The sequence below is a fragment of the Luteococcus peritonei genome, from assembly GCF_039526385.1.
Lineage (GTDB): Bacteria > Actinomycetota > Actinomycetes > Propionibacteriales > Propionibacteriaceae > Luteococcus > Luteococcus peritonei.
Window position 1 is genome coordinate 122,264 of record NZ_BAAAIX010000026.1, and the last position, 14,357, is coordinate 136,620.

12 protein-coding genes and 2 pseudogenes are annotated in these 14,357 nt (G+C 71.2%); 2 read left to right on the forward strand and 12 right to left on the reverse strand.

Going from position 1 to position 14,357, the window contains the following annotated elements:
* Positions 1-40: 40 nt before the first annotated feature.
* Entirely contained in the window at positions 41-718 is a 678-nt protein-coding gene (gene purQ, locus ABD073_RS10425) for a phosphoribosylformylglycinamidine synthase subunit PurQ (RefSeq protein ID WP_343874358.1), read from the reverse strand.
* A pseudogene (purS, locus tag ABD073_RS10430) lies at positions 718-981 on the reverse strand (phosphoribosylformylglycinamidine synthase subunit PurS); the annotation flags it as partial. The gene purQ and the pseudogene purS, both read right to left, overlap by 1 nt.
* Positions 982-1,040: 59 nt before the next feature.
* Here purS and ABD073_RS10435 point away from each other — a divergent pair.
* On the forward strand, positions 1,041-1,931 hold the full coding sequence (locus ABD073_RS10435; protein ID WP_343874361.1) for a DMT family transporter: 891 nt from the start codon (positions 1,041-1,043) through the stop codon (positions 1,929-1,931).
* Between the two features lie 60 nt (positions 1,932-1,991).
* Here the strand turns inward: ABD073_RS10435 and ABD073_RS10440 are convergent.
* Together ABD073_RS10440 and ABD073_RS10445 are read right to left on the reverse strand one after the other, a co-directional pair.
* Positions 1,992-2,870 (reverse strand): annotated as a pseudogene (locus tag ABD073_RS10440) (phosphoribosylaminoimidazolesuccinocarboxamide synthase); the annotation flags it as partial.
* A gap of 80 nt (positions 2,871-2,950) precedes the next feature.
* Positions 2,951-3,865 carry a helix-turn-helix domain-containing protein gene (locus tag ABD073_RS10445; protein ID WP_343874364.1) on the reverse strand — a complete coding sequence of 305 codons (915 nt, stop codon included), beginning with the start codon at positions 3,863-3,865 and terminating at the stop codon, positions 2,951-2,953.
* Between the two features lie 380 nt (positions 3,866-4,245).
* On the opposite strand from ABD073_RS10445, the gene ABD073_RS10450 reads away from it, so the two are divergent.
* The gene (locus ABD073_RS10450) at positions 4,246-6,030 is read left to right on the forward strand and encodes an alpha-amylase family glycosyl hydrolase (protein WP_343874367.1); all 1,785 of its coding nucleotides are present in this window, start codon (positions 4,246-4,248) and stop codon (positions 6,028-6,030) included.
* 1 nt (position 6,031) lies between these two features.
* On the opposite strand, the gene ABD073_RS10455 is transcribed toward ABD073_RS10450, so the two are convergent.
* From ABD073_RS10455 to ABD073_RS10490, 8 genes are all read right to left on the reverse strand, one after another.
* Positions 6,032-6,670 (reverse strand): hypothetical protein, encoded by a 639-nt coding sequence (locus ABD073_RS10455; RefSeq protein WP_343874369.1) that lies wholly within the window; start codon positions 6,668-6,670, stop codon positions 6,032-6,034.
* Between the two features lie 70 nt (positions 6,671-6,740).
* A complete protein-coding gene (locus tag ABD073_RS10460) occupies positions 6,741-7,508 on the reverse strand; it encodes a hypothetical protein (RefSeq protein ID WP_343874372.1) in 768 nt (255 codons plus the stop codon).
* A gap of 89 nt (positions 7,509-7,597) precedes the next feature.
* Positions 7,598-8,413, reverse strand: a complete 816-nt coding sequence (locus ABD073_RS10465; protein WP_343874375.1) for a carbohydrate kinase family protein — start codon at positions 8,411-8,413, stop codon at positions 7,598-7,600.
* Between the two features lie 6 nt (positions 8,414-8,419).
* A complete protein-coding gene (gene purB / locus ABD073_RS10470; protein ID WP_343874378.1) occupies positions 8,420-9,853 on the reverse strand; it encodes an adenylosuccinate lyase in 1,434 nt (477 codons plus the stop codon).
* Positions 9,854-9,858: 5 nt separating this feature from the next.
* A complete protein-coding gene (gene purD, locus ABD073_RS10475; protein ID WP_343874380.1) occupies positions 9,859-11,130 on the reverse strand; it encodes a phosphoribosylamine--glycine ligase in 1,272 nt (423 codons plus the stop codon).
* A gap of 50 nt (positions 11,131-11,180) precedes the next feature.
* Positions 11,181-11,948: a DedA family protein gene (locus tag ABD073_RS10480; RefSeq protein ID WP_343874383.1), complete on the reverse strand. Its 768-nt coding sequence runs from the start codon at positions 11,946-11,948 to the stop codon at positions 11,181-11,183.
* A gap of 106 nt (positions 11,949-12,054) precedes the next feature.
* Positions 12,055-12,933, reverse strand: a complete 879-nt coding sequence (locus ABD073_RS10485; RefSeq protein ID WP_343874384.1) for a MaoC family dehydratase — start codon at positions 12,931-12,933, stop codon at positions 12,055-12,057.
* On the reverse strand, positions 12,933-14,357 hold the full coding sequence (locus tag ABD073_RS10490; RefSeq protein ID WP_343874385.1) for a 3-oxoacyl-ACP reductase: 1,425 nt from the start codon (positions 14,355-14,357) through the stop codon (positions 12,933-12,935). Before ABD073_RS10490 ends, ABD073_RS10485 begins: the two co-directional genes overlap by 1 nt.

Genomic DNA, 14,357 nt, shown 5'->3' on the forward strand with positions numbered 1-14,357 from the left:
GCGCCGGTGGGACCCGGGGCCTGCGTCGAGGGAGCTGTGCTCAGACGCGTGCGGCCAGGAAGCCGAGCACCGAGCTGAAGAAGGTGCGACCGTCCAGGCTGGGGCCGGTGAGCTCCTCCACATTGTGCTCGGGGTGCGGCATCAGGCCCACCACGTTGCCGCGCTCGTTGGTGATGCCGGCGATGTCGTGGTTGGAGCCGTTGGGATTGCCGTCGATGTAGCGGAAGACCACCTGGTTGTTCTCCTCGAGCCGCTGCAGCGTCTCGGGATCGGCCTGGTAGTTGCCCTCGCCGTTCTTCAGCACGATGCTGATCTCGTCGCCGACGCCGAAGTCCCGGGTCCAGGTGGTGTCATTGGTCTCCACCCGCAGCCGCTGGTCGGTGCAGACGAAGTGGCGCTGCTCGTTGCGGATCATGGCGCCGGGCAGCAGGTGGCTCTCGCAGAGCACCTGGAAGCCGTTGCAGATGCCCAGCACCGGCATGCCACCGTTCGCGGCGCGCACCACCTGGTCCATCACCGGGCTGAAGCGGGCGATGGCGCCGCAGCGCAGGTAGTCGCCGTAGCTGAAGCCACCGGGCAGGATGACGGCATCGACGGCCTGCAGCGAGTCCGAGCCGTGCCACAGCGGCACCGCCTCGGCACCGCACAGCTCCACCGCACGGGCGGCGTCCTGGTCGTCGAGCGAACCGGGGAAGGTGACGACGCCGATGCGCGCCATCACTGCCCCCGCACGGAGACGTCGAACTGCTCGATGACGGTGTTGGCGAGCAGCTTCTCGGCGGCATCGCGGACCTGGTCGAGACGGGCCTCGGTCAGCTCGCCGTCCACCTCGATCTCGAAGCGCTTGCCCTGGCGCACCGTGAAGCCGGTGTAGCCAAGGCGGTTGAGTGCACCGGTGACGGCCTTGCCCTGCGGGTCAAGGATCTCGGGCTTGGGCATCACGTCGACGACAACAAGGGCCATGGCCCCGATCCTATCGGAGTGTCCGCGCCGGTGGACGTCCGCCCGTGTCCGCGCCGACGCTGCCTAGGCTGTGGCGCGTGACGAGCCATCCCCACTCGCCCCGCCGGGCCGCCGGCGTCGCCCTGGCCCTGTCCGGCGCCTGTCTGTGGGGCACCACCGGCACCTCCCAGGCCCTGCTGGTGGGCGAGCACTCGCCCGTCGCGGTGGGCGGCCTGCGCGCCCTGGTGGCCGCCATCGCCCTGCTGGCCCTGGCACTGCTGCGCGGCCCCGTCCGCTGGCTGCGCACCCTGCGCACCGCACGTCCCGCCTGGCTGATGGCGGCCGGTCTCTCGGTGGCCGCCTACCAGCTCACCTTCTTCGCCGCCGTGGACCGCACCGGCGTGGCCGTGGGAACCCTGGTGATGCTGGCCACCGCGCCGGGCGTCGCCGGACTGGTGGGCTGGCTGCTCCACGGGCTGCGACCCTCGCGACTGTGGGCAGTGGCCACGCTGGTCGGGCTGGCGGGGGCGGCGCTGCTGGTGCTGGGTTCGGGTGGCTCGCGTCGGCTCGACTGGTGGGGCCTGGCACTGGCCGTGGCCGCAGGGGCGGCCTTCGCGCTCTACTCGGTGGCCGGCCGGGAACTGTCCGGCAGCGGCGCCGACCAGGTGTCGCTCACCTCAGGCATCTTCGCCGTGGCCTCACTGGTACTGGCCGTCCCGCTGCTGCGTCAGGACCTGGCCTTCGTGAGCGAGCCGCGCAACCTGCTGGTGCTGGGCTGGCTCGGCGTCGTGGCGACGGCGGTGGCCTATCTGCTCTACCAGCAGGGGCTGCGCAGCATCGACGCCGCGACCGCCTCCACCGTCGCGCTGGCCGAGCCGATGGTGGCCAACCTGCTGGCGGTCCTGGTGCTGCACGAGCCCTTCACCGTGGTGATGGGCCTGGGCGTGCTGCTGGTGCTGGCGGGGCTCGGCCTGCTCAGCCGGGCCTGAGCCCGGCACCCCGGGCAGTCCGGACGGCCCCGGCCGTCAGGCGGGAAGCTGCAGCTCGGTGCCGGTGAGGCGTCGGTAGGCGTCCAGGTAGCGCTCGCGGGTGGCGCGCACCACCTCGGCCGGGAGCGCCGGCGGGGCCTGGTCGCCGTGGCGGTCCCAGCCCGAGGAGCGGGTCAGCCAGTCACGCACGTACTGCTTGTCGAAGCTGTCCAGCGTTCCGCCGGGCTGCCAGGTGGTGGCATCCCAGAAGCGGGAGGAGTCGGGGGTGAGCACCTCGTCGGCCAGCACGATGGTGCCGTCCGCGCGCCGGCCGAACTCCAGCTTGGTGTCGGCCAGGATGATGCCGCGCTCGCGGGCGATCTGCTCGGCGCGGGCGTAGACCGCCAGGGTGAGGTCGCGGATCTGCTCCCCCAGCTCGACGCCGGTGGTGGCGCACATGGTCTCGAAGTCCACGTTCTCGTCGTGCTCACCCATCGGCGCCTTGGTGGCGGGGGTGAAGATCGGCTCGGGCAGCCGGGAGCCGTCCTGCAGCCCCGCGGGCAGCGGGATGCCACAGACCGTGCCGCTGGCCTGGTACTCGACCCAGCCGGAGCCGGTCAGGTAGCCGCGGGCCACGCACTCCACCGGGATCATGTCGAGCTTCTCGCAGACCAGCGCCCGGCCGCGCACCTGTTCGGCGGCCGCGGCGGGCAGCTCGGTGGCGGGATCCGCGGACAGGACGTGGTTGTCGGCCACCTCGCGCAGCTGGTCGAACCACCACAGCGAGAGCTGGGTGAGCACGACGCCCTTGTCGTCGATGCCGGGCTCGAGCACGAAGTCGTAGGCCGAGATGTTGTCGGTGGCCACCATCAGCATGGCGTCCGGGCGCTCCAGCGCGTAGAGCTCGCGGACCTTGCCGGCATGGATCAGGGGCAGCTGCAGGGAGGAGTACTGGCTCACGCAGACACTCTAGGGGCGCGCGGGCGTGCGGTTCGGCGCGCCCACACAGCGACGATGGTTCGGGCGGTCGCCGGGTCGGATCAGGCCGGGGCGGGCTCGGTCTCGGGCGGGACGCTCGCCCACTCCCAGCTCATCATGTGCACCGCGGCGGGGCAGTCCACCTTCACCACCTGGGCGGCGCCCTCGCTCAGCGTGACCTCCAGGGCCTCCTCGTCCGCGGTCTCCGGCCCACCGCCGCTGGCCGAGGTGTAGCTCACCACGCGCGCCGGCGGGTCATCGAGGGGGAACTGCACCTCCAGCACCAGCTCGGACAACTTGTCCATCATGACGCCGAAGGAGGTGGTGCCGGAGGGGTCGGGCGCCAGCGTGGTCATGTACTCCAGCATCAGGTACTCGCCCAGCCGCAGGGGCCGGGTCAGGTGCATCTCGGTGAGCACCAGCTCCTTCTCGGGCACCTCGGTGACGGCACCCGCGACGCAGTTCGACAGCCCGTGCACCTCCTGCTGGACGCCCGGCTCCATGGTGGAGACCACCGGGAAGGAGGCGGTGCCGGCCTTGGTGCACTGCACCACCTGGCGCACCAGCTCGGAGCTGGGGCTGCGGTCAGGCGCCATGCCCATCACGATGTGGCTCGAGTGCTTGCGCAGGTACTGCGAGCTCTGCCCGGCGCGGGCCAGCAGCTCGGAGACCGGCTGCGGCAGGGGTGTGGGGCCACCCACCGAGGAGGCGCGCCGCTTCACCGGGTTGGCCGGCGCCACCTGCACCAGGGCGCCCGGCGGCATGTTGAGCACCCGCTCCAGGGCGCTCAGGGTGCGCTGCGAGTGCGCCCGCGTGGGGTGGCTGCGGCCGTTCTGCCAGTAGCTCAGGGTGGCGACGCTGACCGTGACGCCGTGCTGCTCCAGGCGCCGTCGGATGCTGTCCAGCGTCAGCCCGCGCTCACGGATCGCCTGCCCCAGCACGGAGGCGAAGTCGGCGGAGGACTCGTCGTCCTGCATGCGATCCCCCCCAATCGTTTGTCAGCTGCAACCATGTTCCCGCCGTCGGTGCCTGCCCACAAATCCTTCCGGGAAGCTCCCATCGCGCCGGTCCCGATCGGGTTGCCCGAGGACCGGCCGAGCACTCCCCGACGCGGCCGGGTACCGGCTTTGCTCTGCCAGCAACGAATATGGCACGCGGCCGACCAGCACCGGGGCCGTCCCAGATGGAGCCACCGTTAACTCTTCACAGCGGACGCGCCGAGGCGCTGTGGGCCGAACCCGGGTCGGCAGGGCCCGGCGTCACGTACCCTGTTGCACGATCAACATCTCAGCACCCCGCACCATCTCAGATCAGCGCCACGCGCGCGGCGCCGCGCACAATCCACGAAGGACACTGCATGTCGAACCAGGAGCACGTCGCCGGAATGGGCGCCATTGCCACCCAGGAGGGCGTCGCCTTCCGCGTCTGGGCCCCGCACGCCAGCAGCGTGTCGGTGATGGGCAGCTTCAACGAGTGGCACAACGACGCCGACCTGCTCACCGCCGAGGACAGCGGCTACTGGTACGGCTTCGTGGCCGGCGCGAAGGTGGGCGACGAGTACAAGTTCCACCTGGTCAACGGCGAGATGCAGCTGGACAAGATCGACCCCTACGCCCACCAGGTGACCAACTCGATCGGCAATGGCATCGTCTACGACCACTCCGCCTTCGACTGGCAGGGCGACGACTTCCACTGCCTGCCGCACAACGAGCTGGTGATCTACGAGCTCCACGTCGGCTCCTTCACCTCCCCCGACGGCGGCCTGGGAACCTTCTCCTCGCTCACCGAGAAGCTGGACCACCTGGTGGACCTGGGCATCAATGCCATCGAGCTGATGCCGGTGATGGAGTTCGCCGGCGACCGCTCCTGGGGCTACAACCCCGCCCACGTCTTCGCCGTCGAGAGCGCCTACGGCGGCCCGGACGGGCTCAAGACCTTCATCCGTGAGGCCCACAAGCGCGGCCTGGCGGTCATCGTCGACGTGGTCTACAACCACTTCGGCCCCAGCGACCTGGACCTGTGGCAGTTCGACGGCTGGAGCGAGAACGACAAGGGCGGCATCTACTTCTACAACGACTGGCGCTCCTCCACCCCCTGGGGCGACGCCCGCCCGGACTACGGCCGCGGCGAGGTGCGCCAGTTCATCCGCGACAACGCCTTCATGTGGCTGCGCGACTACCACGCCGACGGCCTGCGCTACGACATGACCGCCTACATCCGCAGCAAGGACGTCGGCGCCAACGACATCCCCGAGGGGATGGCGCTGATGGCCTGGATCAACAGCGAGCTGCGCAAGGAGTTCCCCAGCGAGATCCTGATCGCCGAGGACATGCTCAACGACCCCAACATGGTGGGCGAGGGCGAGGGACAGGCCAACTTCCACGCCCAGTGGGATGCCGCCTTCGTGCACCCGGTGCGCCGTCTGCTGGCCGCCTACAACGACTCCGAGCGCTCGCTGCCCGAGCTGCGCGGCGCCATCGAGCACAACTACGACGGACATGCCTTCAGCCGCGTGGTCTACACCGAGAGCCATGACGAGGTGGCCAACGGCAAGGCCCGCACCGTCGCGGAGGTGAACCCCTACGACCAGCAGGGCTGGTATGCCACCAAGCGCGCCACCCTGGGCACCATGATCGCTCTCACCACGCCGGGCATCCCGATGATCTTCCAGGGACAGGAATTCCTGCAGGGCGGCTACTTCTCCGACGAGATGCCGCTGGACTGGAACCTCAACGAGACCTACCAGGGCATCGTGGCGCTGCACCGCGACGTGATGCGGCTGCGGCGCAACTTCGACGACGACACCCGTGGCCTGCGCGGGCAGGGCCTCAATGTCTTCCACGGCAATGACGACTTCAAGGTGATGGCCTGGCACCGCTGGGATGCCCACGGCACCGGTGACGACGTCGTGGTGGTGGTCAACGCCTCCGGCGAGACCCGTGGCAACTACCGCATCGGCCTGCCGGCCGGTGGCCTGTGGGAGCTGAAGTTCAACTCCGACGCCCCGCTCTACTCGCCCGACTTCGGTTCGGCGGAGGCCTACGACATCGGCGCCGAGGAGCAGGGCCAGGACGGCTTCGACCACTCCGGCACCCTGAACATCGCCCCCTACTCCATGCTGGTCTACAGCTGGAAGGGCTGAGTCAGGCGCTCCACTTCCACGAGGAGACCACCGGCCCGAAGATCTCAGCCATCTTCGCGTCGGTGGTCTTCTGGTTCGCGGCGAAGGTGATCACGTAGGTGTCCTGGCCGTGGCTCACCACCCACTGCTCGGTGTGCCAGGTGAGCTTGCCCTGGGTCATCTCACCGCGCAGCCGCAGGGTGCGCGAGCCGTCCAGGGAGGTCTCGGGCAGCACCACCACGCCGGTGGCCCCGCTGCCCTCCAGCTCCTCCTTGAGAAAGTCGGCGAAGCCGGTACGGCCCACCATGTCCGCCACACCGCTGGAGAGCACGGTGAAGTAGCTGGCGAAGCCGTCGGAGTCGGTGGCGTCCTGCACCGCCACGTCGAAGCCCGCCTCGGGTTGCGAGCTGCGGATCTGCTGGGTGATGTCGGCCCAGCCGGCGGGCAGCTTGAAGCCATAGCCCTTGCCGGTGACCGGGCTGCCGGTGGCCGGGGTGGTGAGCCAGATGTTGGGCTGCACCGGGCCGGAGCTCACGGCCTGGGCGCTCGGCGTCGCGGCCGGGGAGCTGCCCTGCTGAGCACTGTCCTGGCTGCAGGCCGACAGGGTGAGGCATCCGCCCAGCAGCAGGACGGCGGGCAGCAGCAGGCGAGGATGGCTCATGGCCACATGCTAGGGGCCCGGCGGGAGGATCTCCCACCGGGCCCCGTGGCACGGGAACGTGCTGGCTGGATCAGGCGGTCCACTTCCAGCTGGACACGATCGGGCCGAAGGTCTTGGTCATCAGCGGATCGGTGCTGTTCTTGCCGTCGGAGAAGGTGAGCACGTAGGTCTCCTTGCCCTGGCTGACCAGCCACTGCTCGGCGGAGTTGCCCTGCATGGTGACCTTGTAGCGCACGGCCGGGGCGCCCTGCAGGGTGGTGGCGGGCAGCTCCTTGATGCCGGTGCCGCCCTGGGCCTCCAGCTGCTCCCTCATCTTGTCGAAGGCCTCAGGATCCTTGGCCAGGTCCGCGATGCCGGTCTTGATGACATTGATGTTGGCGGCGAAGCCGTCGGTGTCACCGAAGTTGGCCACCACGGTGTCCATCTTGGCGGCATTGGCGCCGGCCTGCTTGCGGGCGTCCTTCCAGCCCTTGGGCACGACGTAGGTGTAGCCGCTGCCCTTGATGGTGGTGCCGGTGGCCGGGGTGGTGGCCCAGACATTCTTGCCGCCGGCGGCGGCAGAGCTGCTGGCGGCCGGGGTGGTGGCGACGGCGGAGGCGCTGTCCGAGGCAACGGCGGAGGCGCTGTCCGAAGCGGCGGGCGAGGCGCTCTCGGTGGACGAGGAGGTGCTGCTGGCCTCGCTGCTGGCGGCCATGCTCGGGCTGCTCGTGGAGGTGCTGGTGCTGGTGGAGCTGCTCTCGGTCTTGTCGGAGCCGCCGCAGCCGGTCAGGGCCAGGGCCGCGATGCCGACGGCGACAACGGGGAGGCGCACGATGGAGGTCAGGGAGGTCTTGGTCATGGCGAGATCCTGTCACGCACCGGTGTCAGGGTCCCAGCCCATCACAGGAAGTTCAGCCAACGGCGAGCGCCGGGGTGCCTGACCCTCTCCTAGGCGGTGTCACAGGCCTGTCGCACCGCTGACCCGAGATCTCCCCCGTTGCTGAGCAGCGCCGCCACCAGCGCTCCGTGGAAGGCGTCGCCGGCACCGAGGGTGTCGACGGCCTCGACGGTGGGCGGTCGGTGACGGCCGGCACCCACCGGGTCCTGGTGGAGCACCTCGCCGGCACCGTCGGTCATCACCGCGGCAGTGGCGCCCGCGCGCAGCACGTGCTCCACCGCACCCGCGAGGTCGGTGCCCAGCCCCGCGGCGTAGTCGGCGGAGCCGGCCACCACGTCGATCCAGCTCAACCAGCTCTCCGCGGCGGGCTTCACGCTGCCGGCGTCGAGCACCAGCAGGCAGTCGGTGTCGGCCACCTGGCCCAGGGCCATCCCGGCGGCGACGGGATGGTGGCCGTCGAGCAGCAGGGCATCGGCGCGCAGCACCGCCTGCCGGGCCGGCTCGGTGAGCGGCAGCCGGCTGGTCAGGGCGCTGGTGGAGAAGACGGTGCGGGTGCCGTCGGGCTCCACCAAACAGGTGCTGGTGGGCACCTGGAAGCCCTGCGGCGCCAGGTCCACGATGCGCACGCCGTGGGCCACCAGGTCGGAGCGGCACAGCTCCGCGATGGGTGATCCGCCCAGGCCGGTGACCAGGGTGGCCTCGCCCAGCAGGGCCGCGGCGGTCACGGCGGCATTGGCCGCCGGTCCCCCGGCGGTCAGCTCGGTGGACTCCACCACGGACTTCGCGCCCCAGGCCGGGCGCGCGGACACCCGCTGCACCACGTCGAGGGTGGTCAGCCCCAGGAAGACCGCCCGCGCGCCGGCCACGGCGGCTCAGAGCACCTGGCCGGGGCGGTAGGCCGCCGCCTCGGGGTGCGCGGCCACCAGGCCGGCCACCCGCTCGGCCACGCGCTGCACCTGCGCGCCGGCATCACCGGTGAGCTGCAGCGGCTCGCTGACCAGGGCGGCCAGCTCCTCGCGGGACAGCCGCAGGCCCGGCTCGGCAGCCAGCCGGTCGAACAGGTCATTGTCACGCCGCCCGGTCTCGCGCATCTCGAGTGCGGCGGCCACCGCATTGGTCTTGATCGCCTCGTGGGCCTCCTCGCGGCCCACGCCCTTGCGCACCGCAGCCATCATCACCTTGGTGGTGGTGAGGAAAGGCAGGTAGCGCTCCAGCTCGGCGTCGATCACGGCCCCGAAGGCGCCGAAGTCGGCCAGCACGGTGAGGAAGGTCTCGAACATGCCGTCCAGTGCGAAGCAGGCGTCGGGCAGGGCGATACGACGCACCACCGAGCAGCTCACGTCACCCTCGTTCCACTGCACGCCGGACAGGCCCTCGGTCATGGCGACATAGCCGCGCAGGATCACGTTGAAGCCGTTGACACGCTCGCAGGAGCGGGCGTTCATCTTGTGCGGCATGGCCGAGGAGCCCACCTGGCCGGGCTTGAAGCCCTCGGTGACCAGCTCGTTGCCGGCCATCAGGCGCAGCGTGGTGCACAGGCTGGAGGGGCCGGCCGAGGCCTGGTAGAGGGCGCTGACCGCGTCGAAGTCGAGGCTGCGCGGGTAGACCTGGCCCACCGAGTCGAGCACGGTGGCGAAGCCGAGCTTCTCGGCCACCCGTCGCTCCAGCTCGGCGAGCTTGGCGGTGTCGCCGCCCAGCAGGTCCAGCATGTCCTGGGAGGTGCCCATCGGGCCCTTGATGCCGCGCGCCGGGTAGCGCTGCACCAGCTCGGCGATCCGACGCTCCGCGATCAGCATCTCATCGGCGGCGGAGGCGAAGCGTTTGCCCAGGGTGGTGACCTGGGCGGCCACGTTGTGGCTGCGGCCGGTGACGGCGCGCTCGGTGTACTGCACGGCCAGGTCGGAGGTCATCGCCAGGGCGGCGACCAGGCGCTCACGCAGCAGCGTGAGCGAGGCCAGCACCTGCTGCTGCTCGACGTTCTCGGTCAGGTCGCGCGAGGTCATGCCCTTGTGGATGTGCTCGTGGCCGGCCAGCGCGTTGAACTCCTCGATGCGCGCCTTCACGTCGTGACGGGTGATCCGCTCGCGGGCGTCGATGGAGGCCAGATCCACCTCGGTGAGGTGGGCGCGGTAGTCGGCGATCACGGCATCCGGGTCGTCGCCACCGAAGTCGACGCCGAGGTCGCGCTGCGCCTCGAGCACGGCGATCCACAGCTCGCGTTCGGCGATGATCTTGTTCTCGGGCGACCAGATCGCGCGCATCGCCTGCGAGGCGTAGCGGGTGGCCAGGACATTGGGAACGCTCACTGTGCTCACTTCTCCGTCGTGTTGATCTTGTTCTGGCTGGCCAGCAGGGCGATGTCGGTGCGGTTGAAGCCGGAGGCGAAATCGGTGGCCGCCACCTGGGCATAGGCCGCCTCGCGTGCCTCAACGAGGTCCGCCCCGGTGCCGACGATGCCCAGCACCCGGCCACCGTCGGCGGCCAGGGTGCCGTCCTCGAACAGGGTGGTACCCGCCTGGATGGTGTGGGCCCGGTCGGTGTCGGGGGCCAGCTCGATCGCACCGCCCACCTCCGCAGCGGCCGGGTAGCCGTTGGCGGCCATCACCACGACGACGGCGGCTCCCTGCCCCCAGGCCAGCGGCGGGGTCTCGGCCAGGGTGCCGGTGGCGGCCGCGTGCAGCAACTGGCCCAGCGGGGTGTCGAGGCGGGCCAGCAGGGCCTGGGTCTCCGGGTCGCCGAAGCGGGCGTTGAACTCCACCACGCGCAGCCCCTTGCTGGTCAGCGCCAGGCCGGCGTAGAGCAGGCCGCTGAAGGGGGTGCCGCGGCGCCGCATCTCGGCCAGGGTGGGCTGGATCACGGTGGCGTCCACCTGATCGACGATGTCGGCCGGCGCCCAGGGCAGCGGGGTGTAGGCGCCCATGCCGCCGGTGTTGGGCCCGGTGTCGCCGTCGCCGACGCGCTTGAAGTCCTGCGCCGGCTGCATCGGGCGGCTGGTGGTGCCGTCGGTGATGGCGAACAGGCTGACCTCGGGGCCGTCGAGGAATTCCTCGATCACCACCTGCTCGCAGGCCAGCGCGTGCTCCAGCGCCTCGGCACGATCATCGGTGACGACGACGCCCTTGCCGGCAGCCAGGCCGTCATCCTTGACCACGTAGGTGGGTCCGAACTCGTCGAGCGCGGCCTCGATCTCCTCCTGGGTGGTGCAGACCCGGGCGGCGGCGGTGGGGACGCCGGCGGCGGCCATCACCTCCTTGGCGAAGGCCTTGGAGCCCTCCAGCCGGGCGGCCTCGCGGCCGGGCCCGAAGCAGGCGATGCCGGCCTCGCGCACGGCGTCGGCCACGCCGGCCACCAGCGGCGCCTCGGGGCCGACCACCACCAGGTCTGCGTCCAGCTCGGCGGCCAGCGCCGCGACGGCCTCGCCGTCGGTGGCCTCCACCGGGTGGTTGGTGGCGAAGCCGGCGGTGCCGGGATTGCCGGGGGCGACGTGGACGGCCTCGACGGCCGGGTCCTTGCTGATGGCCAGGGCGAGGGCGTGCTCGCGGCCACCGGTTCCGATGACGAGGACGGTGAGGGGCTTGGTCACGCGGCTGAGCCTAGCGGGGCCGCGGCGTGGTGCGGGCGCGGTCCGCGGCCTCAGCCGACGCGCACCGGCTCGCGCTCGTCGAGCTGCTCATCGGCGGCACGGGTAACGTCGTCCTGGCTGGCATCCTCCTGGGAGGCGTCCTCGCCGGAGGCAGGGCCGCCGGAGCGCTGGCGCAGCCGGCTGACCACGAACCAGGCGGCGGCCGCCAGCACGAGCGCCACGACCACGTTCTGCACCTGGCCGACCCAGCCCTCCACCACGGTCCAGTTGGCGCCCAGCTCGTAGCCGGCGAAGATCAGCAGGCTGTTCCACAGCAGGGATCCCAGCGTGGTGCACAGGGTGAAGGGGACGGCCCGCATGCCGTGCAGGCCGGCGGGCACCGAGATCAGCGAACGCACTCCGGGCACCATCCGGCCGAAGAAGACGGCCTTGTCACCATGGCGGTCGAACCAGGCCATCGCCGTGTCGATGTCGCTCTGCCGGGTGAGCGGCAGCTTGTCGACGATGTGGCGCAGCCGGGCCTCGCCGAGCACCTGGCCCAGCCAGTAGAGCAACCAGGCACCGACCACCGAGCCGAGGGTGGTCCAGGCGATGGCGGCGGCCAGTGAGAAGTGCCCCTCGGCGGCGGCGAAACCGGCCAGCGGCAGGATGACCTCGCTGGGGATCGGCGGGAAGATGTTCTCCAGCGCCACGGCGAGCGCGGCGCCGGGGGCGCCGATGGCCGTCATCAGGCGCATCAGCCAGTCCATCACCGTCCCCACGACATCGGTCGACAGCAGCGTCGGCAGCGATACGGCGGTGTGGGCGTCTACAAGCACGATGAACCTGTCGTCGGAGGTTTGTTGACGCTTCAACGCTAACAAGCCGGCCGGGACCGGGGCCCGCCGCGCTCAGCGGACGCCCAGTCCCTCACCGACCAAGAGGTCACGCGACCGGCCAGCTCACCTCACCGATCAGGTAGGGCTTGGAGCCGTCGGAATTGACCACCGCGAAGCGGGCCAGGCCGTCGCTCTCGACCACGCCGAAGTTGGCCCGACCGGGCAGCGAGAGCGGCTTGGTGAACTGCACCTGGATCCGGTGCGCCTCCGGGATCCGGGCCTGCAGCGCGGCCATCGCGCGGGCATGGGTCCACATGCCGTGGATGATGGGGCGCTTCAAGCCGAACAGGCGCGAGCCCAGCGGGTGCAGGTGGATCGGGTTCACGTCGCCCGAGACGGCCGCGTACCGCCGCCCCAGGTCCCCCGGCAGCGTCCAGCGCTGGCTGGGCACCACCTCGGGGGCGTCCAGGCGCAGGCCGGGCACAGGCTCCCCGGGCAGCTTCTTGCCGCCGGCCAGGTAGACCGACGTTCCCTCCCACACCAGTTCCTCCCCGACGTGGGCGGTGCCGCACATGTCGAAGGTGACGCCCTTGCGGTGGGGGCGCAGGTTGCGGGCCTCCACCTCCAGGGTGAGCGGCTCGTCGGCGCCCACGGCCCGGTGCAGCGTCATGTCATTGCTGACGTGCAGGATCCCCGCCAGCGCGAAGGGGAAGTCGCGCCGGCTCATCAGCCAGGCCTGCAGCGGGAAGGTGAGCACGTGCAGCCAGGTGGCTGGCAGCTGGTCGCGCAGCCCGAAGCCGCAGACCCGGGCATAGGCGGCCAGCCGTTCCGGGTCGCAGTGGTGGTCCTCCACCGCCACGCTGCGCTGCGGGATGCCCCGGTCCGGGCCGGGGCGCCCGAAGGAGGTGGCGGCCGCCCGGCCGATCAGCGGCCCCACCCCGGGCAGGGTGGGCAGGACGACGCGGCCCAGCTGGTCGGCGGCCATCAGGCACCCACCAGGTTCTGGCCGCAGACCCGCACCACCTGGCCGTCGACACCACCGTTGGCGGGATCGCACAGCCAGGCGATGGTCTCGGCGACGTCGACCGGCTGGCCACCCTGGCCCAGCGAGTTGGTGCGCCGGAAGATCTCGCGGGAGACGAAGGGGATGGCGGCGGTCATGTCGGTCTCGATGAAGCCGGGGGCCACCGCATTGATGGTCACCGGGCGGTCCGCGAGCAGTTCCTTCATGGCCCAGACATAGCCCATCACGCCGGCCTTGGAGGCGGCGTAGTTGGTCTGGCCCTTGTTGCCGGCCACGCCGGAGGTGGAGGCGATGCCCACGATCCGTGCGCTCTCGGCCAGGCCACCGGCCAGCGTCGGGTCGAGCAGTTCCTGGTTGATCCGCATCTCGGCGGCCAGGTTGACCTCGATCACCTGCGCCCACTGCTTCTCGTCGAGGTTGGCGAGCATCTTGTCGCGGGTGATGCCGGCATTGTGCACGATGGCCCAGATCCGGGCGTCGTCGCCGAAGAGCTGGGCGACGTGACGCGCGATCCGCTGCCCGGCGCCGTCGCTGGTGATGTCCAGCTGCAGCGCGCTGCCGCCGATCTCGTTGGCCACCGCCGCCAGGGCGTCGCCGGCCTGCGGCATGTCGACGCAGACCACGTGCGCCCCGTCGCGGGCGAAGGTGCGGCTGATGGCAGCGCCGATGCCCCGGGCGGAGCCGGTGACCACCACGACGCGGCCGGCCAGCGGACGCTCGCGGTCGAAGTCCTCGCCCACGGCGTCGCCCTGCTTGCGCGGCGCGACCGTCCAGGTCTGGCCGCTGACGAAGGCGGAGCGCCCCTGCAGCAGGAAGTGCAGCGAGCTGGCGAAGTCCTCGGTACCGGCGCCCTCGGCGAGCCAGACAAGGTTGCTGGTGGACCCGCCGCGCAGCTCCTTGCCGACGGTGCGGTTGATGCCGTCCAGCGCCTGGGCGACGGCCTTGGCCTCGATGTCGGTGACCGCGCTGGCGGCGCGGCCCACGATCACCACCCGGCCGGAGCGCTCCAGGCCCTTCATGGCCGGGCGCAGCGCCTGGCGCACTCCCTCCAGCTGTTCCAGCCGGGTGATGCCGGTGGCGTCCACCAGCACCGCTCCCGGGCGGGCGTTGTAGGCCGGCGGGTTGGTCCGGGTCCGGCCCTTGTCGTCGGTGGTCTCGGTGCGGTTCTCGGGCAGGTCCAGCAGTGGGGTGCCGTGGGCGATGCCCAGCAGGTCCAGGGTCTGGGCGACGATGCCGCCCCCGTCGAGCTGCTGCAGCAGCACCTGGCCCTCGGCGGCGGTGCGGCCGCGTCGCAGCCGCGGCGGGTCGGCCAGGCCGGCTCGGGTGGCCAGCGCGTGGCCCACCGGGGTCTTGTAGATGGTCTCGAGCACGGACTTCTTCGGCAT